Here is a 20,216-nt window from a genome sequence, read left to right as displayed (position 1 = left end):
CCTGCAAGTTGTGTGGATTTGTCCACGCAATAAAAAGCCCCGCCCTCGGAGAGGCGGGGCTTTTTTATGGGCTGAACCTTGAGAGAAGTTACTCGTCGCCCATCTGCGATTGCAGGTAGTTTTCCAGGCCGACTTTATCGATCAGGCCCAGTTGGGTTTCCAGCCAGTCGATATGTTCTTCTTCCGATTCCAGGATGTCTTCCAGCAGTTCGCGGCTACCGAAGTCGCCAACCGATTCGCAATGGGCGATGGCGGCTTTCAGGTCGGCGTGGCCGGTGCGCTCGATGCGCAGGTCGCATTCGAGCATTTCCTTGGTGTGTTCGCCGATGTGCAGTTTGCCCAGGTCCTGGACGTTCGGCAGGCCTTCGAGGAAGAGGATGCGCTTGATCAGCTTGTCCGCATGCTTCATCTCGTCGATGGACTCGTGGTATTCGTGCTTGCCCAGCTTGTTCAGGCCCCAGTCTTCATACATGCGCGCATGCAGGAAGTACTGATTGATCGCGACCAGTTCATTGGCAAGGATCTTGTTGAGATGCTGGATGACTGTGATGTCGCCTTTCATGATGGGGTCCTGCCCTGTAATTAGCGGTATATAAGGCAGAGTCTGAGCCGCACGATGATTAGTGTCAAACCTAAGTTATTGAATAATATATGAAAATTAATCGGAATAAGAATGTTTGTGTTCCGCGTTATGACGCTAAGCGATTGAATTACAGGCATAAAAAAGCCGGACATGAAGTCCGGCTCTTTTAAATGGCGTTAATTACGCAACATTAAATTCTACTGGGTAAGGAATCGCTGGCTGGCTGCTTTGCAGTTCGGTCAGGGTTTCACGTACCACCTGCTTGGCGAGGCAGGCGCATTTGCCACATTGACCGGCAACGCCTGTTGCTTGGCGTACTTCACGATAGCTGCAGCAACCGTCGTAGATTGCATCGCGGATTTGTCCGTCGGTGACGCCAGTGCAGAGGCAGACATACATAAGGTGAGAACCGTCGCTGGTTATGGCTCAATGCGACGGATCTTAATGTTAACGAGAATGATTGTCAAAGTGGTTTCCTGGAGCTTTTTGCCAGATGCGTGACTGGCAGACGAACGGTTTTTTCTACCACGGCCGATGAGCTATCCAGCAGGGCGGCTTTTTTGCTGCCTGAACCCGGGGGATGGAAAAACCACTAAGGACAGCTCAAAAACGCGGTGTATGATGTGCGGTCCTTACGAAGCGGGATCGAGTCACAGGGTTGTCGCTTGACGGCGGCACACTAGACTGGGTCCCATTCTTCATTCGATCACACCAGGAGATATCCAATGAGCGTACTCGTAGGCAAACAAGCCCCTGACTTCACCGTTCCCGCCGTTCTCGGCAATGGCGAAATCGTCGACAGCTTCACCCTGTCCTCGGCCATCAAAGGCAAATACGGCCTGGTGTTCTTCTACCCGCTGGACTTCACCTTCGTCTGCCCGTCCGAGCTGATCGCCCTGGACCACCGCATGGCTGACTTCAAGGCACGCAACGTTGAAGTGATCGCTGTTTCGATCGACTCGCACTTCACCCACAACGCCTGGCGCAACACCCCGATCAATGCCGGCGGCATCGGTCAGGTTCAGTACATCATGGCTGCTGACATGAAGCACGACATCGCCAAGGCCTACGACGTTGAGTCCGAAGGCGGCGTGGCTTTCCGTGGCGCATTCCTGATCGACGACAAAGGTGTCGTTCGTTCGCAGATCGTCAACGACCTGCCGCTGGGCCGTAACATGGAAGAGCTGATCCGTCTGGTCGACGCTCTGCAGTTCCACGAAGAGCACGGCGAAGTCTGCCCAGCCAACTGGAAGAAGGGCGACAAGGGTATGACTGCTTCGCCAGAAGGCGTTGCCGCTTACCTGAGCGAGAACGCCGGCAAGCTGTAAGCCGCGCTTCACGCATAAAAAAACCGGCCTCAGGGCCGGTTTTTTTATGCGCGGTCGATCAGCGACGGTATCAGTCGTTGAAGTCTTCCCAGCCGCCCATTTCCTTCCAGCGATTGACGATGCCGCAGAACAGGTCGGCAGTCTTCTCGGTGTCGTAGCGGGCGGAGTGCGCCTCACGGCCATCGAAGTCGATGTCGGCAGCCTGGCACGCCTTGGCCAGCACGGTTTGGCCATAAGCCAGGCCGGCAAGCGTCGCGGTGTCGAAGCTGGAGAACGGATGAAACGGGTTGCGCTTCATGTCCAGGCGCGCGACAGCCGCGTTGAGGAAGCCCAGGTCGAAGCTGCTGTTGTGCCCGACCAGGATCGCGCGTTTGCAACCGTTGGCCTTCAGCGCCTTGCGCACGCTGCGGAAGATATCGTTCAGCGCGGTTTCTTCACTGACGGCCATACGCAGCGGATGGTCGAGCTTGATCCCGGTGAACTCCAGCGCCGCGGCTTCGATGTTGGCGCCTTCGAAAGGCTCTACGCGGAAAAACAGGGTGTGCTCGGGGAACACGAAGCCTTTTTCGTCCATGCCGATGATGGTCGCGGCAATTTCCAGCAAGGCGTCGGTGGCCGAGTTGAAACCACCGGTTTCAACGTCGACGACTACCGGCAGGTAACCGCGAAAGCGTGCCGCCATTGGATGACGCGAGCCACCACCGTTGTGACCGTCCTGCTCGTCGTCGAAATGGTCTTCACTCACGCGTGTTCCTCCAGCAGGCGCCAGCGCAGTTTTTCACCGGCGCGCAGCGGGATGACGGTCAGCTCGCCGAAAGGCAGGCTGGCAGGGGCGGTCCATTCTTCACGAACCAGGGTGATGCGATCGGTGTTGGCCGGCAGGCCGTAGAAGCGCGGGCCGTTGAGGCTGGCGAAGGCTTCCAGCTTGTCCAGCGCATTGCGCTGTTCGAAGGCCTCGGCGTACAGCTCGATCGCGGCATAGGCGGTGTAGCAGCCGGCACAGCCGCAGGCCGCTTCTTTGGCGTGCTGGGCGTGGGGCGCGGAATCGGTGCCGAGGAAGAACTTCTGGCTGCCGCTGGTGGCGGCGTCGAGCAGCGCTTCCTGGTGCACGTTGCGCTTGAGAATCGGCAGGCAATAGAAGTGCGGGCGAATCCCGCCAACCAGCATGTGGTTGCGGTTGTACAGCAGGTGATGGGCGGTGATGGTCGCGCCGACGTTGGCCGAGGCCTCGTTGACGAACTGCACGGCGTCACGGGTGGTGATGTGTTCGAACACCACCTTGAGCGTCGGGAAGCGCTCGACGACGCGGCGCATGTGCTCGTCGATGAACAGCTTCTCGCGGTCGAACACGTCGACCTCACTGCGGGTGACTTCACCGTGGATCAGCAGCGGTAGGCCGACTTCGGCCATGGCCTCCAGCGCCGGGAAAATCTTGTCGATGCTGGTGACGCCCGAGTCCGAGTTGGTGGTCGCGCCAGCCGGGTAGAGCTTGGCGGCATGGACGAAACCACTGGCCTTGGCCGCGCGAATTTCTTCGGGCTGGGTGCGATCGGTAAGGTAGAGCACCATCAGCGGCTCGAAGCGGCTGCCGGCCGGCCGCGCAGCGAGAATGCGCTGGCGATAGGCGTCGGCTTCAGCGGCGTTGCGCACCGGAGGTACCAGGTTAGGCATGATGATGGCGCGGCCAAAGGTGCGCGCGACATCCGCGACAGTATTGGTCAACACGGCACCATCGCGAAGATGAATATGCCAGTCGTCGGGACGCAGCAGGGTCAGGCGGTCGGACATTGGGGATTCCAGGCGGGTCAAACTCCAGTGAATGCTACCGGAAAAGACTCTTCCAGGCACTCGCTATCAAGTTTTGCGTGAAGCTTCCGATATCCCGAAGGTATGCCGTAAACAGGCATTTCGATTTTCGTGATGTACAAGTCAGTGGAGCCTCCCGTGCGCCAGCGTTATCTAGCCTTGCTCAGTGTGTTCGCCAGTCTTCCCGCGATGGCGCTGACTTTCCAGACCCGTCTGGAGAGCATTGAGTGGACGGTCGAAGGCGATAAATTCGAGTGCCGTCTGAGCCAGCCGATCACCGATTTCGGTTCCGGGGAGTTCGTGCGTCGCGCCGGCGAGCAGGCGACCTTCCGCCTCAAGGCCTACAACCCGATGCTCGCTGGCGGTTCGGCGACGCTACTCGCAGCGGCCGCGCCGTGGCAGCCGGGGCGCGGCGACATCAACCTGGGTTCGGTGCGGCTCGGCAGCGGCGATGTGCTGTTCAACAGCTCGCAACTGCAGGCCGGGCGGCTGATCGGTGGATTGATGGATGGGCGCAGCCCGGTGGTTCGCCACTACTCCCGCGAGGGCGGGGTGTCCGAGGTGCGCTTGTTGCCGGTCAAATTCAGCAAGGCGTATGGCGACTATCAACGTTGTGTTGCCAAGTTGTTGCCGCAGAACTTCGATCAGGTCAGGCAATCCGAGGTCGGCTTCCCTGGGGGCGGTATCGATCTGGATGCCAAGGCCAAGGCCAAGTTGCAGGTGATGCTGGAGTTCCTCAAGGCCGATCCGACGGTCAATCACATCCAGCTCGATGGCCACTCGGACAACAGCGGCAACCGCTTGACCAACCGTGACCTGTCGCGCCGCCGGGCGCTGGCGGTGATGGAGTTCTTCAAGGCCAACGGCATTCCCGAATCGCAGATCGAGATGCGTTTCCACGGCGAACGCTATCCATTGGCACCCAACACCAACGCGGCGAACCGGGCGAAGAACCGTCGGGTCAACGTACAGCTGCAACGCGTCCCGGTCGCGGAAAAACCGGCACCCCAGGCTGCTGCTCCCGCCAACGCCGCGGCGACTTCCTGAAACGGCTGTCGTCGTCGCGCACTCGACATAATCTGTCGCTTCGTCGTCATAAGCTGTCGCGCCTCTGTAAATTATCCGCGTTGATCGGTAGACTTGATGGCTTTCCGTAGAACCCCGTGGAGTGATGGCATGGCGGACGTAAACAAGGTCGTTCTGGCGTATTCCGGCGGCCTGGACACTTCGGTGATCCTCAAGTGGCTGCAGGATACTTATAACTGTGAAGTGGTGACGTTCACCGCTGACCTGGGTCAGGGCGAAGAGGTCGAACCTGCACGTGCCAAGGCGCAAGCCATGGGCGTGAAAGAGATCTACATCGACGATCTGCGCGAAGAGTTCGTCCGCGATTTCGTTTTCCCGATGTTCCGCGCCAACACCGTCTACGAAGGTGAGTACCTGCTGGGTACCTCCATCGCTCGTCCGTTGATCGCCAAGCGCCTGATCGAGATCGCCAATGAAACCGGCGCCGACGCCATTTCCCATGGCGCTACCGGCAAGGGCAACGACCAGGTTCGTTTCGAACTGGGCGCCTACGCCTTGAAACCAGGGGTGAAAGTGATCGCTCCTTGGCGTGAGTGGGACCTGCTGTCCCGCGAGAAGCTGATGGACTATGCCGAGAAGCACGCGATCCCGATCGAGCGTCACGGCAAGAAGAAGTCCCCGTACTCGATGGATGCCAACCTGCTGCACATCTCCTATGAAGGCGGCGTGCTGGAAGACACCTGGACCGAGCACGAAGAAGACATGTGGCGCTGGACCGTCTCCCCGGAGAAGGCTCCTAACACCCCGACCTACATCGAGCTGACCTACCGCAACGGCGACATCGTGGCGATCGACGGCGTCGAGATGACCCCGGCCACCGTGCTGGCGACCCTGAACCGCATCGGCGGCGAAAACGGCATCGGTCGTCTGGACATCGTGGAAAACCGCTATGTCGGCATGAAGTCCCGCGGCTGCTACGAAACCCCTGGCGGCACCATCATGTTGCGCGCTCACCGGGCGATCGAATCGATCACCCTGGATCGCGAAGTGGCTCACCTGAAAGACGAGCTGATGCCCAAGTACGCCAGCTTGATCTACACCGGCTACTGGTGGAGCCCTGAGCGTCTGATGCTGCAACAGATGATCGACGCTTCCCAGGTTCATGTGAACGGCGTGGTTCGCCTGAAGCTGTACAAGGGCAATGTGATCGTCACCGGTCGCAAGTCCGATGAGTCGCTGTTCGATGCCAACATCGCGACCTTCGAAGAAGACGGCGGCGCCTACAACCAGGCGGATGCGGCTGGCTTCATCAAGCTCAATGCCCTGCGCATGCGTATTGCGGCCAACAAGGGTCGGACTCTGTTCTGATACTTTTTGAGCCGTTTTAAAAGAGCCCCGCTATGAGCGGGGCTTTTTTATGCCTGATGATTTAATCGATCAGGCAGGTGTCCGAAGACCATGACTAAAGTTTCCACTGGCCATTGTTTCAATGGGGTTCGACTATCTTTCAGTCTGTTCTTTTCAATACGAAGTGTAGGAAAGTCAGGAGTGGTTATATATAGCGGGCGACGTTCAATTTTTCCTTGTAGGGCAAATCCGTATTGTTTGTAAGGAACTTCTCGGGGCGATGCTGGCTCGGGGCGTGGCCATGCCATGGGCCAAATGACTGGGTTATGGTGTTTGCTTGAAAAACCAATAGCGGACTCTGGACTTACCCATGAAGAAAGTTTTGATCGTAGATGATCATCCCGTTACTCGGCTGGCTGTGCGCATGCTGATGGAGCGGCACGGTTTTGAAGTAGTTGCCGAGGCGGACAATGGCATGGATGCCCTGAAACTGTCTTATGAACATGTTCCAGACATCCTTATTCTTGATATTGGTATTCCCAAACTCGATGGCCTGGAAGTTATCGCCAGACTTTCGTCAAAAGCCATGTCGACCAAAGTGCTGGTATTGAGCCTGCAAGTACCTGGCCCGTTCTCCATGCGTTGCATGCAGGCCGGCGCGGCCGGTTATGTGTGCAAGCAGCAGGACATCACTGAATTGATCAGCGCGGTCAGGGCAGTCCTGGCTGGCTACAGTTATTTTCCCAACGAAGCCTTGCATACCCTGCGCTCGAGCCTGGGTATCGCCAGCGAGGAGGGGATGTTGTCCAGCCTGTCCGGGCGGGAGCTGATGGTCCTGAAGCAGCTTGCCGGAGGGCAGACCAACAAGGAGATTGCCGAGGGCCTGTGCCTGAGCAGCAAAACGGTGAGCACCTACAAAAGGCGGCTGTTGGGGAAACTCAACGCCCGCTCGCTGGTGGACCTGATCGAGTTTGCCAAGCGCCATCAGCTGGTATGAAGGTTGAGGGGCTACAACAAGGCTCGAGAGGGAAAAACAGCGGTTTCTGCGAGCCTCCATTGCGTTGTGGGCTTGCCGCTCTGTCGACGATGTTGGATCCATCGGCCGCGCATGGCCTGGTTTGAGAAACCGATTTGGAGTGTTAGCTGGTGTAACAAAAAAGCCTCCGTAAAAGGAGGCTTTTTGTTACTAAAGATCAAAGTCGTAATCGGCCAGTTGCTTTTGCAAGCGCCGCTCTTCCAGAAGGTTGTCGATGGTCCGGCGTTTGCTCAAGTTGGTCTTGGCCACCTCTACCACAGGCTCCGCATCTTCTGTTTCAACAGGGGTGAAATCGTCTTCTACGTCCAGTTGTTCTTTACCAGTACTCATAAGGTTAACTCCAGGCTAAGACTGCCATTGGCGCTCCTTATATCGATATTCTCGGGACTGGTAAAAAAGATTTTTTCAATCGACCTATCATCAAAATCAATGATTGCTCAATCGTCAGAGGTCTTGTGCTTGTATTCGCACAGGTCCTCGATCCGGCAGCTGCCACAGCGTGGCTTGCGGGCCAGGCACACGTAGCGGCCATGGAGGATCAGCCAGTGATGGGAGTCGAGCAGATACTCCTTGGGCACGAACTTCATCAGCTTTTTCTCGACTTCCACGACATTCTTCCCGGGGGCCAGCCCCGTGCGGTTACTGACCCGGAAGATGTGCGTATCGACGGCCATGGTCAGTTGGCGGAAGGCGGTATTGAGTACCACGTTGGCGGTCTTCCTGCCGACGCCTGGCAGGGCTTCGAGCTCTTCGCGGGTCTGCGGGACTTCGCTGTTGTGCCGCTCCACCAGCAGGCGGCAAGTCTCGATCACATTTTTGGCCTTGCTGTTGTACAGGCCAATGGTCTTGATGTACTCGGACAGGCCTTCGACGCCAAGCGCATAGATGGCGGCCGGTGTATTGGCCACCGGGAAGAGCTTGGCCGTCGCCTTGTTGACCCCGACATCGGTGGACTGGGCCGAAAGAATCACGGCGATCAGCAGCTCGAAGGGCGACGAATAGGCCAGTTCGGTTTTCGGTTCCGGATTGTCTTCGTGCAGCCTGCGGAAAATTTCCAGGCGTTTTGCAGCATTCATGGGTGAGTCATTTCCTTGAAGGCGATCGGTGTGAGGTCGCAGCAGCCCTGGCCTGCCGGGCGGCCAGCAGCAGCCCCAGCAGGATAAAACCGCCAGGTGCGAGTGTAAGCAGGTGCAGGCCGCCCTGGGCGGACAAAACCCAGCCTGGCCAGTCGACGTCGTTCATCCCCAGCAACCATTGCAGATGATTGCCGAGGGTGCCACTGCCGAAGGCTTCGCGCAGCGCGCCCAGGATAACCAGCAGCAGGCAGAACAGGCTGGCAAAGCGCACGCGCACGGGGCGCTGGAAAAAATCCTGGTACTCCAGCACGACGCATTGCACGGCAATCAGGCCCAGGTAAAGGGCCAACTGTTGTTGCAGTTCGAATGCCCAGGCCTGCGCGGCCAGCATGGCACAACTGGTGAGGGTGGTGCTGAGCAGGATACTGGCGCCCAGGCGGCCCTGACCAGCCAGGCGTGGGCGCAGGGCATTCATGCACAGGCCGAACACGCAACTCACGCAGAGAAACACCAAGGCCAGGCCCAGGGCCTTGACCAGGGAGTCGCTGGCACCGATCAGCGGCGCCAGCATCAGGGTGTTCTGCAGGGTCGAGGATTTATTCATGGGCGGGACTTCCCAGCAGTTGTTCGCGATGCTCGTCGAAGTAACGCAGGCTATCGTGAATCCCCTCGACCACCGCCCGTGAGGTGATGGTGGCTCCGGCCATCTGGTCGAATTGGCCATTGTCCTTTTTCAGCGCCCAGCCGGCATCGCCCGGGTCGCCCACGGATTTGCCGATAAAACCCTGCAGCCAGGCATTCGGGCGTTCGGCGATGCGCGCGCCCAGCCCGGGCGTTTCCGAGTGCCTGAGGGCCTTGCTGCCCAGCAGTTTGCCGTTGGCAGCAATGCCGATCAGCAGCTCGACCGGGCCGCCATAACCGTTGACCTGGCTGCGCAGCAGCACGGCGCTGGGCTGGCCGTTGCGGGTGGCGCGATAACCGCCGAGCAGGGTGCTGTGGCTGAGTGGGATGTTATCGACGGCCAGGGGCTGATCCAGCGGCTGATTGTCGTAGCTGTCGGCGGGCAGGATATCCAGCAGGTTGCGTGCCTGGATGGCGCGCTGTTCGCGCTCGATGCGGGGGGCCGTGGCCTGATGGACGAAGAAGGTGCCGGCGGCACCGACAGCCGCCAGCAATGCCAGCAGCCCCAGAGTCATCACGCGGTTCATGGCAGGGAAGGCTCGGGAGGCGGAGCAGCCAGGCGCTCCAGGGCGGGGACGGCGAGGTTCATCAGCAGTACCGCGAAGGCAACGCCGTCCGGGTAACCGCCCCAGGTCCGGATCAGGTAGGTCAGCAGCCCGACCCCAACCCCGAACAACAGGCGTGCCTTTGCGCTCTTGGGCCCGGAGACTGGCTCGGTGACGATGAAAAAGGCGCCCAGCATGGTCGCGCCGGTCAGCAGGTGGAAGAACGGCGAACCGTGGGAGTCCGACCCGGAGCCGTTCCAGCACAGCAGGCTGATGACGAACAGGCTGCCGAGCATGCCGGCTGGTGCGTGCCAGCTGAACACCCGCTGCTGCAGCAAAAAGGCGCCACCGGCGAGAAAGGCCAGGTTGACCCATTCAACGCCCTTGCCGCCGAAATGGCCGAAGGCGGCGTTGCCGGCGAACAGTTCGTCGATGGTCAGGCTCTTGTTGATACGCAGGCTGTCGAGTGCCGTGGCCTGGGCCCAGGCATCGGGTGCGCTGCTGTCGGAGGTTATGCCGAAGACCTGCTGCAGGCCGCCCAGCAGGTCCAGGCCATGGGAGGCCGGCCAATGAGTCATCTGCTGCGGGAAAGAGACGAGTACCAGGGCATAACCGAGCATCGCCGGGTTGAACGGATTCTTGCCGACGCCGCCATACAGGTGCTTGCCGAACAGCAGGGCGCAGGCCGTCGCACTGACCGTCAGCCACCACGGGCAGTACGGTGGCAAGGCCAGGGCCAGCAGGGTGGCGCTGACCAGGGCGCTGCCATCGCCCAGGAAGGGACGCAACGGCCACTGGCGTAATCGGAGTACCGCGGCCTCGACGGCAAGGGCGGAGGCACAGGCCAGCAGGAGGTTGATCAGAATTCCCCAGCCAAACAGCCAGAACAGCGCCAGCAGCCCCGGCAGGGTCGCCAGAAGCACACGCTTCATGGCTTGTTGCAGGCGTTCGTCCGGTTGCTCAAGGGGCGTCATGGGCTTGTACCTGGCGCTCGGCTTCGGCCAGCCGTTCGCGGGCCCTGGCCAACAGCGACGGCGGAGTGTCGCCGTGGCGTTCCAGCTTGCTGACTTCTGCTCGAGCGTAAGCCAGTTCGGTTTTCAGTTGCCGCAGGCGGGCGTCGATCGGGCGCTTCTCGACCCGTTCCAGATTGGGGGCCGGTTTTCCGCTGGCGTCTTCAGCCGCATGCAAGGCCTGTTCTGCGTCTTTCAGGGCCTGCTCCAGGCTGGCCAGCTGTTCGGCAGGCGCCTGGTTGTCCTGGGCCTTTTTCAGTTCGGCGCGGCGCATCGCCAGCTGGATTTTTGCGCGCTTGAGTTCGGCGTCTTTGGCGGGCGGCGGTGAGGTAGCGGGAGCGACAGTACTTTCGGCAGCGCTTTCGAGCTGGGCAAGAGCCTGTTCGGCGGCCTCGAACTGGCGCTGCAGGACGATCAGTTGCGACTGTTGCTCGAAGGTCGGCGGATGGCCGAAGGCTTTCAGCGATTTGTTCAACTGGGCCCGGCTCATCGCCAGATCGATCTTGGCTTTTTTCACCGCGGCATCGGCGGCCGCCGCCTTTTGCGCGCGTACCCGCTCGATGGCCGCCTGCACCGGGTTCAGGCTGGTTTCGCTGGGCTGCGCCGCACGTTGTGCGCGAGCAGCACGTTCGGCCTGCTTGTGCTGTTCCTCGCGTTGCAGCCGGGCGTTGCGGCGCTCGAAGCGCTGGCGCGCGTGATCGCGTTTGGCGGTCCGGGCGCGCAGTTCTTCGAGGCTGGTGGCCAGGCCACCGACGATCGGCAATACATCATTCAGCGGCAGCGGGTGCATCTCGATGCAGTCCACCGGGCACGGCGCCACGCAGAGATCGCAGCCGGTGCATTCGTCGATCAGCACCGTATGCATCTGCTTGGCCGCGCCGACTATGGCATCCACCGGGCAGGCCTGGATGCACTTGGTGCAGCCGATGCATTCGGCTTCGCGGATAAAGGCCACCTGGGCCGGCGCCGGGCCGCGGCTGATGTCCAGCTCCACGACCGGGACATTCAGCAACCTGGCCAGGCCGGCGATGGTTTCGTCGCCACCGGGCGGGCACTTGTTGATCGCCTCGCCGTTGGCGATGCCTTCGGCGTAGGGCCTGCATCCGGGATGGCCGCACTTGCCGCATTGGGTCTGCGGCAGCAGGGCGTCGATGCGTTGAATCAGACTCATGGGTTGAGCAGTCCGTTGAAACCGAGAAATGCCACGGCCATCAGGCCGGCGCTGATCAGGTCGATCGGCAGGCCGCGAAAGGGCAGGGGCACATCGTTGTTGAGAATGCGCTGGCGCAGGTCGCTGAACAGACTCAGCACCAGCCAGAAACCGAGGCCCGCGCCCAGGCCCAGGGCGAGGCTATGACCGATTCCCCGATTGGCCTGGACCGCCAGCAGCAACGCGCCGAGCACGCCGGCATTGCCCAGCAGCAGCGGCCGGAGGCCGTCGAACGGCAGCCCGGGCAGCATCCGGGTCAGCAGCTTGAGCAGCGGTGCGATCAGCAGCACGCTCAGCGGCAGGAACACGAACAGTTGCAGCGCGGTCAGGCCCAGCGGCACCAGCAGCACCTGATAGAGCCCATAGCCCAGCAGGCTGCAGAGCAGCATCAGGCAACTGGTGGCGATCCCCAGGGCATGGATCCGCCGCCGTGCCACCTGCGGTTCGGCACTGGCCTGCAACAGCGGATCGACACCCAGCGGCCACTGCAACACGAAGTTGTTGATCAGGGCAGCGCTGATGAGCGTGAGGACAATCTCGGTCATGTTCGTGGCCGGTGAGGGCGGGCGGATACCTGAAGACTAGGCAATTATCCGGCAAGGGCGCAGGCCCATCCAGATATGAAAATCCCCCCGCCACGCAGCGGCGCGACGGGGGGATCGATCCTGCGGGCAGATTTACTTGATCCGCTGACCCGGCTTGGCGCCGCTGTCCGGGCTCAGCAGGTAGATCTCTTCGCCGCCAGGGCCGGCCGCCATCACCATGCCTTCGGAAATACCGAATTTCATTTTCCGTGGCTTGAGGTTGGCGATCATCATGGTCAGGCGACCGTCGAGCTTGGACGGATCCGGGTAGGCGCTCTTGATCCCGGAGAACACGTTGCGTTGCTCGTCACCGATATCCAGGGTCAGGCGCAGCAGCTTGTCGGCGCCTTCCACGTGCTCGGCCTTGACGATCAGGGCCACGCGCAGGTCGACGGCGGCGAAAGTGTCGAAGTCGATTTCTGGCGACAGCGGATCCTTGGCCAGCTCGCCGTTGCCCGCAGGCTTGGCTTCGCCGGTATCGGTCTGGCTGGCGGTCAGGTCTTCTTTCGAGGCGTCGGTCATGGCTTGTACTTTTACTGGGTCGATCCGCGTCATCAGCGGCTTGAATTCATTCAACTGATGGTTGCTCAGCAGGCTCTGGTGGTCGTTCCAGGTCAGTGGGGCGACGTTGAGGAACGCCTCGGCGTCGGCAGCCAGCAGCGGCAGCACCGGCTTGAGGAAGATCACCAGCTGGCGGAACAGGTTGACGCCGGTGGCGCAGATGGCCTGGACCTCATCCTGCTTGCCTTCCTGCTTGTTCAACGACCATGGCGCCTTGTCGGCGATCCAGGCGTTGGCGCGGTCGGCCAGGGCCATGGTTTCACGCATGGCGCGGGCGAAGTCGCGGGCCTCGTAGGCGTCGGCGATGCTTGGCGCGGCTGCGAGGAAGGCGTCGGTCAGCTCCGGCGCGGCGTTCTGGTCCACCAGCACACCGGCGTTGCCTTTGTGGATGAAGCCGGCGCAACGGCTGGCGATGTTCACCACCTTGCCCACCAGGTCGGAGTTGACCTTCTGCACGAAGTCTTCGAGGTTCAGGTCCAGGTCGTCGACGCCACGGCCCAGCTTGGCCGCGTAGTAGTAACGCAGGTATTCCGGCGACAGGTGGTCGAGGTAGGTCCGGGCCTTGATGAAGGTGCCGCGGGACTTGGACATCTTCTGGCCGTTGACGGTCAGGTAGCCGTGCACGTTGATGCCGGTCGGCTTGCGGTAGCCGGCGCCTTCGAGCATGGCTGGCCAGAACAGCGCGTGGAAGTTGACGATGTCCTTGCCGATGAAGTGGTACAGCTCGGCCGTCGAGTCCTTGCCCCAGAACGCGTCGAAGTCCAGCTCCGGCGTGCGATTGCACAGGTTCTTGAAGCTGGCCATGTAGCCGATCGGCGCGTCCAGCCAGACGTAGAAGTACTTGCCCGGCTCGTCAGGAATCTCGAAGCCGAAATACGGCGCATCGCGGGAGATGTCCCACTGCTGCAGGCCGACATCCAGCCATTCGGCGATCTTGTTCGCCACGGCGTCCTGCAGGGTGCCGCTGCGGGTCCACTCCTGCAGCATCTGCTGGAAGTCCGGCAGCTTGAAGAAGAAGTGCTGGGAATCCTTGAGCACCGGGGTGGCGCCGGAAATCGCCGACTTCGGATCCTTCAGGTCGGTCGGCGCGTAGGTGGCGCCGCATTTTTCGCAGTTGTCGCCGTACTGGTCCTCGGTGCCGCATTTCGGGCAGGTGCCCTTGATGAAGCGGTCGGCCAGGAACATTTGTTTTTCCGGGTCGAAATACTGAGTGATCGAGCGCGTGGCGATGTGCCCGGCGTCGCGCAGCTTCAGGTAGATCTGGCTCGATAACTCACGGTTTTCTTCGGCGTGGGTCGAGTGGAAGTTGTCGAAGTCCACCAGGAAGTCGGCAAAGTCGGCGCTGTGTTCAGCCTGGACGTTGGCGATCAGTTGTTCCGGGGTGATGCCTTCCTTTTCCGCGCGCAGCATGATGGCCGAGCCGTGAGCGTCGTCGGCGCAGACATAGATGCATTGGTTGCCGCGGTGCTTCTGGAAGCGCACCCACATATCGGTCTGGATATATTCCAGCATATGGCCGAGGTGGATCGAACCATTGGCATAGGGCAGGGCGCTGGTGACGAGGATCTTGCGTGGCTCGGACATGGGGCTCGGCTACTTGATGAAACGGAGGTCGGCCACTATAAAGCGCCGAGAAATATATTTCACCCCGTGAGCCCGGTTTTCCACGGCCGTCCTAGCCATCGGCGAGCGTGCTATATGATGCTTTGGCATCCCGCCCACGCCACGGAACAGGTAGGATAGCCGCCTGATTTTCCCGTCTTGTTATCGGAGTTGCCCATGAGCGCCGTCAATCGCGCAGCGGTGGAAGCCGTTCTTCGCCAATACACCGACCCTTACCTGAACCAGGACCCGGTCAGCGCCGGTTGTGTCCGTTCCATCGACATCCAGGGCGACGAGGTGCGTGTCGAACTGGAGATCGGTTATGCCGCCGGTCTGTTCAAGAGCGGCTGGGCCCAGTTGCTGAAGCTGGCCATCGAGAACATGGACGGCGTGGTCGTCGCTCGCGTCAATGTCACCAGCGTGATTGCCGCGCACAAGGCCCAGGCACAGATTCCGGGCCTGGCCAACGTCAAGAACGTGGTGGCGGTGGCGTCCGGCAAGGGTGGCGTGGGCAAGTCCACCACCGCGGCCAACCTGGCCCTGGCGTTGGCCCGCGAAGGCGCCAAGGTAGGGATTCTCGATGCCGACATCTATGGCCCGAGCCAGGGCATCATGTTCGGCATCGCCGAGGGCACCCGGCCGCAGGTCAAGGACCAGAAATGGTTCGTGCCGATCAAGTCCCACGGGGTCGAGGTCATGTCCATGGCTTTCCTGACCGATGACAACACGCCGATGGTCTGGCGCGGGCCGATGGTCTCCGGCGCCCTGCTGCAACTGGTGACCCAGACCGCCTGGGGCGACCTGGACTACCTGGTGATCGACATGCCGCCAGGCACCGGCGATATCCAGCTGACCCTGGCGCAGAAGGTCCCGGTGGCTGGCGCAGTCATCGTCACCACCCCGCAGGACCTGGCGCTGCTGGACGCGCGCAAGGGCGTGGAGATGTTCCGCAAGGTCAACATCCCGGTGCTGGGCGTGGTGGAAAACATGGCGGTGCACATCTGCTCCAACTGCGGCCACGCCGAGCACCTGTTTGGCGAAGGCGGTGGCGAGAAGCTGGCGACCCAATATGGCGTCGAACTGCTGGCCTCGCTGCCGCTGTCGATGCTGATTCGTGAGCAGGCCGATGGCGGCAAGCCGACCGTGATCGCCGAGCCGGAAAGCCAGATCGCCATGGTCTACCAGGAACTGGCCCGCCATGTCGGCGCGCGCATCGTGCTGCAGGAAGCAGCGGCGCCGGCAATGCCGAACATTACCGTCAGCGACGACTGAGCCGGTTGGGCCAACAAAAAAGCCCGGTGCAGTGCACCGGGCTTTTTTATGGGTGTTTATGGGCGGGGTTCAGATCCGCAGGCCGCCGTCCAGCTCGAGGATCCGGCCGGTGTAATAGTCGTTCTCGAAGATATAGGCCGCTGAGTGAGCGATTTCTTCCGGCTTGCCCATGCGCTTGAGCGGGATGCCGGAGGTCATTTTCTCCAGGGCTTCGGGTTTCATGCCCAGGGTCATTTCGGTTTCGATGAAGCCCGGTGCGATGCCGGCCACGCGAATGCCGTAGCGCGCCAGCTCCTTGGCCCAGGTCACGGTCGCCGCGGCGACCCCGGCCTTGGCGGCGGAGTAGTTGGTCTGGCCGATATTGCCTGCACGGGAGATCGAGGAAATATTGATGATCGCGCCGCTGGTTTTCAGCTCGATCATCTTCGCCGCGACTTCGCGGGTGCAGAGGAAGACGCCGGTGAGGTTGACGTCGATCACCGACTGCCATTGGGCCAGGCTCATCTTGGTCATTTCGCCGTCCTTGACCTTGAGCAGCAGGCCGTCGCGCAGGATGCCGGCGTTATTGATCAGGCCGTGAATGGCGCCGAAGTCGGCGGCGACCTGGGCGACCATGTGTTCCACCTGCTCTTCATTGGCGACGTTGCACAGGTAGGCGCGGGCCTCGACTCCCGCGGCCTGGCAGGCGGCAACGGCCTGGTCGAGCTTTTCCTGGTTCAGGTCGACCAGCGCCAGCCTGGTGCCTTTGCTGGCGAAATACTCCGCCATGGAGCGGCCCAGACCCTGGCAACCGCCGGTGATAATGATTACTTTGTCATTGAGTTGCATTCGCATGCTCCGAAAGCAGAACTGGAGTGGTGTCCTTTAAGGCGCCTCTCTTGTGCGTCGGGCATGGCCTGGCTGCAGATTGAGAATTGCCCCGATGGCGTCGCTGGAACTTTGCTCCAGACGCCCGTCCGTTTTAGACGGATTCTATATAAGGAGTCATAAATTGAGCGTTGAAGCTGCGAAGCATGCACGAGAATTACTGCTCAAGGAATACCGTGGCGTGCTGTCGACGCACTCCAAGGCCATGCCGGGTTTTCCCTTTGGCTCGGTGGTTCCTTATTGCCTGGACGAGCAGGGGCGGCCACTGATCCTGATCAGCCGTATTGCCCAGCACACCCATAACCTGCAGAAGGATCCCAAGTGTTCGCTGCTGGTGGGCGAGCGCGACGCCGAGGACGTCCAGGCGGTGGGCCGCCTGACTTATCTGGCCGAAGCCGAAAAGCTCGAGGACGCCGCGGTGATCGAGGCGGCCGCCGAACGCTACTACCGGTATTTCCCTGAGTCGCAGAATTACCACAAGGCCCACGATTTCGATTTCTGGCTGCTCAAGCCGGTGCGTCATCGCTACATCGGCGGCTTTGGCGCGATCCACTGGATCGACCAGGTAACGCTGGCCAACCCGTTTGCCGGCAAGGCCGAGCTGAGCATGGTCGAACACATGAACAGCGATCACGCCAAGGCCATCGCCCATTACGTCGACCTGGCCGGGTTGCCGAAAACCGCGGCGGCGCAACTGGCCGGCATCGATACCGAAGGCATGCACCTGCGGATCGGCCAGGGGTTGTACTGGCTGCCGTTCCCCAGCCCTTGTAATACGCCGACACAAGTGCGCGAGGCCTTGGTTTTTCTGGCTCACGCCGAGCAATGGCCGAAAAATGCCGGGGCCGAGGCTTGAATTCACGAATTGCCGACGTCATCTAGGGTCTACTGGAAGGCATTCTTCCGTAGAGGAAACCATTTGATGCGCCCTTTTCTGTTGCTCTTTCTGCTGTTCCCGGTGCTAGAGCTGTTCGTATTCGTCAAAGTCAGCGGTGCGATCGGGTTTTTCCCGGCGTTGCTGCTGATCATCCTGGGCTCGATGCTGGGTGTGCTGGTCCTGCGCGTCGCGGGGCTGGCCACGGCATTGCGTGCCCGTGAAAGCCTGAACCGCGGCGAGCTGCCGGCCCAGACCATGCTCGAAGGCCTGATGCTGGCCCTGGCGGGCGGCCTGTTGATCCTGCCTGGCTTCATCAGTGACGTATTCGGCCTGTTCATGCTGTTGCCGATCACCCGTCGCCTGCTGGCCAACAAGATGCGCCAGCGTGCCGAAGAACAGGCCATTCGTCAGCGTGCCTTTGCCGACGATATGCAGGCCGCCCGTGGCGGACCCGCGCCGCAGCGCCCTCTGGGCCGCGAGCCGAATGTGATCGAAGGCGAGTTCGAGCACCGCGATTCCTGAGTCTCTCAATGATCGACACGGCACCTTCGGGTGCCGTGTTCGTTTTGCCCGACTGAAAATCTAAAAAAATTCACTGGGCAGCCCTTGTAATAAGCATATGCGCCCACATGTATCGGTCACCGCAAGGTTTCTGGTGGCAACACCAGACAGACTTCCGCGTCTCGCTCGTCGAGCCGCAACCGGCCACGCCGGATTTGTTAACCCGCCGGTAACGACACCGGCCGCTGAAAACCATAATTAGGAGAGATCGACAATGAAGCTTCGTCCTCTGCATGACCGCGTCGTCATCCGTCGCAGCGAAGAAGAATCGAAAACCGCTGGCGGTATCGTTCTGCCAGGTTCGGCCGCTGAAAAACCTAACCGTGGCGAAATCGTCGCTGTAGGTACCGGTCGTATCCTCGACAACGGTGAAGTACGTGCGCTGGCCGTGAAAGTGGGTGACAAGGTTGTGTTCGGCCCTTACTCCGGCAGCAACACTGTGAAAGTAGACGGCGAAGACCTGCTGGTAATGGCTGAGAACGAAATTCTCGCCGTTATCGAAGGCTGATTACCCGCTCATTTTCCCGTTACTACAAAGTATTTAAGGAATATCGATCATGGCTGCTAAAGAAGTTAAATTCGGCGACTCCGCCCGCAAGAAAATGCTCACCGGCGTTAATGTCCTGGCTGACGCGGTAAAAGCGACCCTGGGCCCGAAAGGCCGTAACGTGATCATCGAGAAGAGCTTCGGCGCTCCGACCATCACCAAGGACGGCGTTTCCGTCGCCAAAGAAATCGAGCTGAAAGATCGCTTCGAAAACATGGGCGCACAGCTGGTAAAAGACGTTGCTTCCCGTGCCAACGATGACGCCGGCGACGGTACCACCACCGCTACCGTACTGGCTCAGTCGATCGTCAACGAAGGCCTGAAAGCCGTCGCTGCCGGCATGAACCCGATGGACCTGAAGCGCGGCATCGACAAGGCGACCATCGCCATCGTCAAAGAGCTCAAAGGTCTGTCCAAGCCATGCGCCGATTCCAAGGCGATCGCTCAGGTCGGCACCATCTCCGCCAACTCCGACAACTCCATCGGCGACATCATTGCCGAAGCCATGGAAAAAGTCGGTAAAGAAGGCGTGATCACCGTTGAAGAAGGCTCGGGCCTGGAAAACGAACTGTCTGTCGTTGAAGGCATGCAGTTCGACCGTGGCTACCTGTCCCCTTACTTCATCAACAAGCCGGACACCATGGTCGCCGAGCTGGACGGCCCGCTGATCCTGCTGGTGGACAAGAAGATCTCCAACATCCGCGAAATGCTGCCAGTGCTGGAAGCCGTTGCCAAAGCCGGCCGCCCACTGCTGATCGTGGCTGAAGACGTTGAAGGCGAAGCCCTGGCGACTCTGGTTGTGAACAACATGCGTGGCATCGTCAAAGTCGCTGCCGTCAAGGCACCAGGCTTCGGCGACCGTCGCAAGGCCATGCTGCAGGACATCGCCGTCCTGACCGGCGGTACCGTTATCTCCGAAGAGATCGGCCTGAGCCTGGAAAGCACCACCCTGGAGCACCTGGGTAACGCCAAGCGCGTGATCCTGTCCAAAGAAAACACCACCATCATCGACGGTGCTGGCGTTGAAGCGGACATCCAGGCTCGCGTGACCCAAATCCGTCAACAAGTGGCCGACACTTCGTCCGACTACGACCGTGAAAAACTGCAAGAGCGTCTGGCCAAGCTGTCCGGCGGCGTTGCGGTGATCAAGGTTGGCGCCGGTTCCGAAGTTGAAATGAAAGAGAAGAAAGCCCGCGTTGAAGACGCCCTGCACGCTACCCGTGCAGCCGTTGAAGAAGGCGTGGTGCCTGGCGGTGGCGTAGCCCTGATCCGTGCTCTGCAATCGATCAGCGGCCTGAAAGGCGACAACGCCGACCAGGACGTGGGTATCGCTGTTCTGCGTCGCGCTGTCGAAGCGCCTCTGCGCCAGATCGTTGCCAACTCCGGCGACGAGCCAAGCGTAGTGGTCGACAAGGTCAAGCAGGGTTCGGGTAACTACGGTTACAACGCTGCCACCAGCGAATACGGCGACATGATCGAAATGGGCATCCTGGACCCAACCAAGGTGACCCGTTCGGCGCTGCAAGCGGCATCCTCCATCGGCGGTCTGATCCTGACCACCGAAGCGGCTGTTGCTGAAATCGCTGAAGACAAGCCTGCAGCTGGCGGCATGCCAGACATGGGCGGCATGGGTGGCATGGGCGGCATGATGTAAGCCAGCCTTACCCCGTACGAAAAAGCCCCGCCAGCGAAAGCCG

General features: G+C 60.7%; 22 protein-coding genes. 9 read left to right on the top strand and 13 right to left on the bottom strand.

Annotated elements, in window-relative coordinates; genetic code table 11:
• Positions 1 to 88 precede the first annotated feature (88 nt).
• Both bfr and J4D28_RS26395 read right to left on the bottom strand, forming a co-directional pair.
• Positions 89 to 562: a bacterioferritin gene (gene bfr, locus J4D28_RS26400; protein WP_009050554.1), complete on the bottom strand. Its 474-nt coding sequence runs from the start codon at positions 560 to 562 to the stop codon at positions 89 to 91.
• Between the two features lie 201 nt (positions 563 to 763).
• The gene (locus J4D28_RS26395; RefSeq protein ID WP_016703434.1) at positions 764 to 982 is read right to left on the bottom strand and encodes a bacterioferritin-associated ferredoxin; all 219 of its coding nucleotides are present in this window, start codon (positions 980 to 982) and stop codon (positions 764 to 766) included.
• A 326-nt stretch (positions 983 to 1,308) separates the two neighbouring features.
• Between J4D28_RS26395 and J4D28_RS26390 the strand changes: the two genes are divergently transcribed.
• Entirely contained in the window at positions 1,309 to 1,911 is a 603-nt protein-coding gene (locus J4D28_RS26390) for a peroxiredoxin (RefSeq protein ID WP_007922432.1), read from the top strand.
• Positions 1,912 to 1,981: 70 nt separating this feature from the next.
• Here the strand turns inward: J4D28_RS26390 and rnt are convergent, their stop codons facing one another.
• Both rnt and pyrC read right to left on the bottom strand, forming a co-directional pair.
• Complete coding sequence (gene rnt / locus J4D28_RS26385; protein ID WP_009050553.1) at positions 1,982 to 2,656, bottom strand: ribonuclease T; 675 nt, start codon at positions 2,654 to 2,656, stop codon at positions 1,982 to 1,984.
• Positions 2,653 to 3,699, bottom strand: coding sequence for a dihydroorotase (gene pyrC / locus J4D28_RS26380; RefSeq protein ID WP_038576260.1), 1,047 nt, complete (start codon positions 3,697 to 3,699; stop codon positions 2,653 to 2,655). The genes rnt and pyrC overlap by 4 nt, the downstream gene beginning before the upstream one ends.
• Before the next feature lie 156 nt (positions 3,700 to 3,855).
• Here pyrC and J4D28_RS26375 point away from each other — a divergent pair, with 156 nt between their 5' ends.
• From J4D28_RS26375 to J4D28_RS26365, 3 genes are all read left to right on the top strand, one after another.
• The gene (locus J4D28_RS26375; RefSeq protein ID WP_009050551.1) at positions 3,856 to 4,764 is read left to right on the top strand and encodes an OmpA family protein; all 909 of its coding nucleotides are present in this window, start codon (positions 3,856 to 3,858) and stop codon (positions 4,762 to 4,764) included.
• Positions 4,765 to 4,893: 129 nt separating this feature from the next.
• Complete coding sequence (locus tag J4D28_RS26370; protein WP_009050550.1) at positions 4,894 to 6,111, top strand: argininosuccinate synthase; 1,218 nt, start codon at positions 4,894 to 4,896, stop codon at positions 6,109 to 6,111.
• A 349-nt stretch (positions 6,112 to 6,460) separates the two neighbouring features.
• Positions 6,461 to 7,087 (top strand): response regulator transcription factor, encoded by a 627-nt coding sequence (locus tag J4D28_RS26365; RefSeq protein WP_007922442.1) that lies wholly within the window; start codon positions 6,461 to 6,463, stop codon positions 7,085 to 7,087.
• Positions 7,088 to 7,276: 189 nt separating this feature from the next.
• Here J4D28_RS26365 and J4D28_RS26360 read toward each other — a convergent pair whose 3' ends face one another.
• From J4D28_RS26360 to metG, 8 genes are all read right to left on the bottom strand, one after another.
• Complete coding sequence (locus J4D28_RS26360; RefSeq protein WP_007922443.1) at positions 7,277 to 7,456, bottom strand: PA3496 family putative envelope integrity protein; 180 nt, start codon at positions 7,454 to 7,456, stop codon at positions 7,277 to 7,279.
• A gap of 107 nt (positions 7,457 to 7,563) precedes the next feature.
• Positions 7,564 to 8,202, bottom strand: coding sequence for an endonuclease III (gene nth, locus J4D28_RS26355; protein ID WP_007922445.1), 639 nt, complete (start codon positions 8,200 to 8,202; stop codon positions 7,564 to 7,566).
• A 7-nt stretch (positions 8,203 to 8,209) separates the two neighbouring features.
• The gene (locus tag J4D28_RS26350; RefSeq protein WP_103331143.1) at positions 8,210 to 8,806 is read right to left on the bottom strand and encodes an Rnf-Nqr domain containing protein; all 597 of its coding nucleotides are present in this window, start codon (positions 8,804 to 8,806) and stop codon (positions 8,210 to 8,212) included.
• A complete protein-coding gene (locus tag J4D28_RS26345; protein WP_096375299.1) occupies positions 8,799 to 9,410 on the bottom strand; it encodes an RnfABCDGE type electron transport complex subunit G in 612 nt (203 codons plus the stop codon). The genes J4D28_RS26350 and J4D28_RS26345 overlap by 8 nt, the downstream gene beginning before the upstream one ends.
• Entirely contained in the window at positions 9,407 to 10,402 is a 996-nt protein-coding gene (locus J4D28_RS26340; RefSeq protein ID WP_103331142.1) for an RnfABCDGE type electron transport complex subunit D, read from the bottom strand. The genes J4D28_RS26345 and J4D28_RS26340 overlap by 4 nt, the downstream gene beginning before the upstream one ends.
• Positions 10,389 to 11,609: an electron transport complex subunit RsxB gene (gene rsxB / locus J4D28_RS26335; protein ID WP_103331141.1), complete on the bottom strand. Its 1,221-nt coding sequence runs from the start codon at positions 11,607 to 11,609 to the stop codon at positions 10,389 to 10,391. The genes J4D28_RS26340 and rsxB overlap by 14 nt, the downstream gene beginning before the upstream one ends.
• Positions 11,606 to 12,193: an Rnf-Nqr domain containing protein gene (locus J4D28_RS26330; protein ID WP_103331140.1), complete on the bottom strand. Its 588-nt coding sequence runs from the start codon at positions 12,191 to 12,193 to the stop codon at positions 11,606 to 11,608. The genes rsxB and J4D28_RS26330 overlap by 4 nt, the downstream gene beginning before the upstream one ends.
• A 132-nt stretch (positions 12,194 to 12,325) precedes the next feature.
• Positions 12,326 to 14,377 carry a methionine--tRNA ligase gene (metG, locus tag J4D28_RS26325; RefSeq protein ID WP_103331139.1) on the bottom strand — a complete coding sequence of 684 codons (2,052 nt, stop codon included), beginning with the start codon at positions 14,375 to 14,377 and terminating at the stop codon, positions 12,326 to 12,328.
• 195 nt (positions 14,378 to 14,572) lie between these two features.
• Here metG and apbC point away from each other — a divergent pair, with 195 nt between their 5' ends.
• Positions 14,573 to 15,667, top strand: coding sequence for an iron-sulfur cluster carrier protein ApbC (apbC, locus tag J4D28_RS26320; protein WP_009050543.1), 1,095 nt, complete (start codon positions 14,573 to 14,575; stop codon positions 15,665 to 15,667).
• Positions 15,668 to 15,736: 69 nt separating this feature from the next.
• On the opposite strand, the gene J4D28_RS26315 is transcribed toward apbC, so the two are convergent.
• The gene (locus J4D28_RS26315) at positions 15,737 to 16,495 is read right to left on the bottom strand and encodes an SDR family oxidoreductase (protein WP_016703427.1); all 759 of its coding nucleotides are present in this window, start codon (positions 16,493 to 16,495) and stop codon (positions 15,737 to 15,739) included.
• Between the two features lie 163 nt (positions 16,496 to 16,658).
• Between J4D28_RS26315 and J4D28_RS26310 the strand changes: the two genes are divergently transcribed.
• From J4D28_RS26310 to groL, 4 genes are all read left to right on the top strand, one after another.
• On the top strand, positions 16,659 to 17,390 hold the full coding sequence (locus tag J4D28_RS26310; RefSeq protein WP_103331138.1) for a HugZ family protein: 732 nt from the start codon (positions 16,659 to 16,661) through the stop codon (positions 17,388 to 17,390).
• Between the two features lie 66 nt (positions 17,391 to 17,456).
• Complete coding sequence (locus tag J4D28_RS26305; protein WP_007932702.1) at positions 17,457 to 17,933, top strand: FxsA family protein; 477 nt, start codon at positions 17,457 to 17,459, stop codon at positions 17,931 to 17,933.
• 253 nt (positions 17,934 to 18,186) lie between these two features.
• Entirely contained in the window at positions 18,187 to 18,480 is a 294-nt protein-coding gene (locus tag J4D28_RS26300) for a co-chaperone GroES (protein ID WP_009050540.1), read from the top strand.
• 49 nt (positions 18,481 to 18,529) lie between these two features.
• Positions 18,530 to 20,173 carry a chaperonin GroEL gene (groL, locus tag J4D28_RS26295; protein WP_009050539.1) on the top strand — a complete coding sequence of 548 codons (1,644 nt, stop codon included), beginning with the start codon at positions 18,530 to 18,532 and terminating at the stop codon, positions 20,171 to 20,173.
• Positions 20,174 to 20,216: the final 43 nt, after the last annotated feature.

Origin of the sequence: Pseudomonas sp. GW531-T4, assembly GCF_017349615.1 — a bacterium.
GTDB classification, from domain to species: Bacteria; Pseudomonadota; Gammaproteobacteria; order Pseudomonadales; family Pseudomonadaceae; genus Aquipseudomonas; species Aquipseudomonas chlororaphis_I.
Note: the sequence above shows the minus strand (reverse complement) of the source record. Positions and strands in the feature narration are given on the sequence as shown.

Bases quoted from the DNA above. Each gene is read 5' to 3' on its own strand.
- J4D28_RS26340 (WP_103331142.1), bottom strand. From the start codon at position 10,402: ATGACGCCCCTTGAGCAACCGGACGAACGCCTGCAACAAGCCATGAAG.
- J4D28_RS26315 (WP_016703427.1), bottom strand. From the start codon at position 16,495: ATGCAACTCAATGACAAAGTAATCATTATCACCGGCGGTTGCCAGGGT.
- J4D28_RS26305 (WP_007932702.1), top strand. From the start codon at position 17,457: ATGCGCCCTTTTCTGTTGCTCTTTCTGCTGTTCCCGGTGCTAGAGCTG.
- J4D28_RS26330 (WP_103331140.1), bottom strand. From the start codon at position 12,193: ATGACCGAGATTGTCCTCACGCTCATCAGCGCTGCCCTGATCAACAAC.
- J4D28_RS26370 (WP_009050550.1), top strand. From the start codon at position 4,894: ATGGCGGACGTAAACAAGGTCGTTCTGGCGTATTCCGGCGGCCTGGAC.
- J4D28_RS26350 (WP_103331143.1), bottom strand. From the start codon at position 8,806: ATGAATAAATCCTCGACCCTGCAGAACACCCTGATGCTGGCGCCGCTG.
- rsxB (WP_103331141.1), bottom strand. From the start codon at position 11,609: ATGAGTCTGATTCAACGCATCGACGCCCTGCTGCCGCAGACCCAATGC.
- apbC (WP_009050543.1), top strand. From the start codon at position 14,573: ATGAGCGCCGTCAATCGCGCAGCGGTGGAAGCCGTTCTTCGCCAATAC.
- J4D28_RS26345 (WP_096375299.1), bottom strand. From the start codon at position 9,410: ATGAACCGCGTGATGACTCTGGGGCTGCTGGCATTGCTGGCGGCTGTC.
- J4D28_RS26395 (WP_016703434.1), bottom strand. From the start codon at position 982: ATGTATGTCTGCCTCTGCACTGGCGTCACCGACGGACAAATCCGCGAT.
- J4D28_RS26365 (WP_007922442.1), top strand. From the start codon at position 6,461: ATGAAGAAAGTTTTGATCGTAGATGATCATCCCGTTACTCGGCTGGCT.
- J4D28_RS26360 (WP_007922443.1), bottom strand. From the start codon at position 7,456: ATGAGTACTGGTAAAGAACAACTGGACGTAGAAGACGATTTCACCCCT.
- J4D28_RS26390 (WP_007922432.1), top strand. From the start codon at position 1,309: ATGAGCGTACTCGTAGGCAAACAAGCCCCTGACTTCACCGTTCCCGCC.
- pyrC (WP_038576260.1), bottom strand. From the start codon at position 3,699: ATGTCCGACCGCCTGACCCTGCTGCGTCCCGACGACTGGCATATTCAT.
- metG (WP_103331139.1), bottom strand. From the start codon at position 14,377: ATGTCCGAGCCACGCAAGATCCTCGTCACCAGCGCCCTGCCCTATGCC.
- nth (WP_007922445.1), bottom strand. From the start codon at position 8,202: ATGAATGCTGCAAAACGCCTGGAAATTTTCCGCAGGCTGCACGAAGAC.
- bfr (WP_009050554.1), bottom strand. From the start codon at position 562: ATGAAAGGCGACATCACAGTCATCCAGCATCTCAACAAGATCCTTGCC.
- groL (WP_009050539.1), top strand. From the start codon at position 18,530: ATGGCTGCTAAAGAAGTTAAATTCGGCGACTCCGCCCGCAAGAAAATG.
- J4D28_RS26300 (WP_009050540.1), top strand. From the start codon at position 18,187: ATGAAGCTTCGTCCTCTGCATGACCGCGTCGTCATCCGTCGCAGCGAA.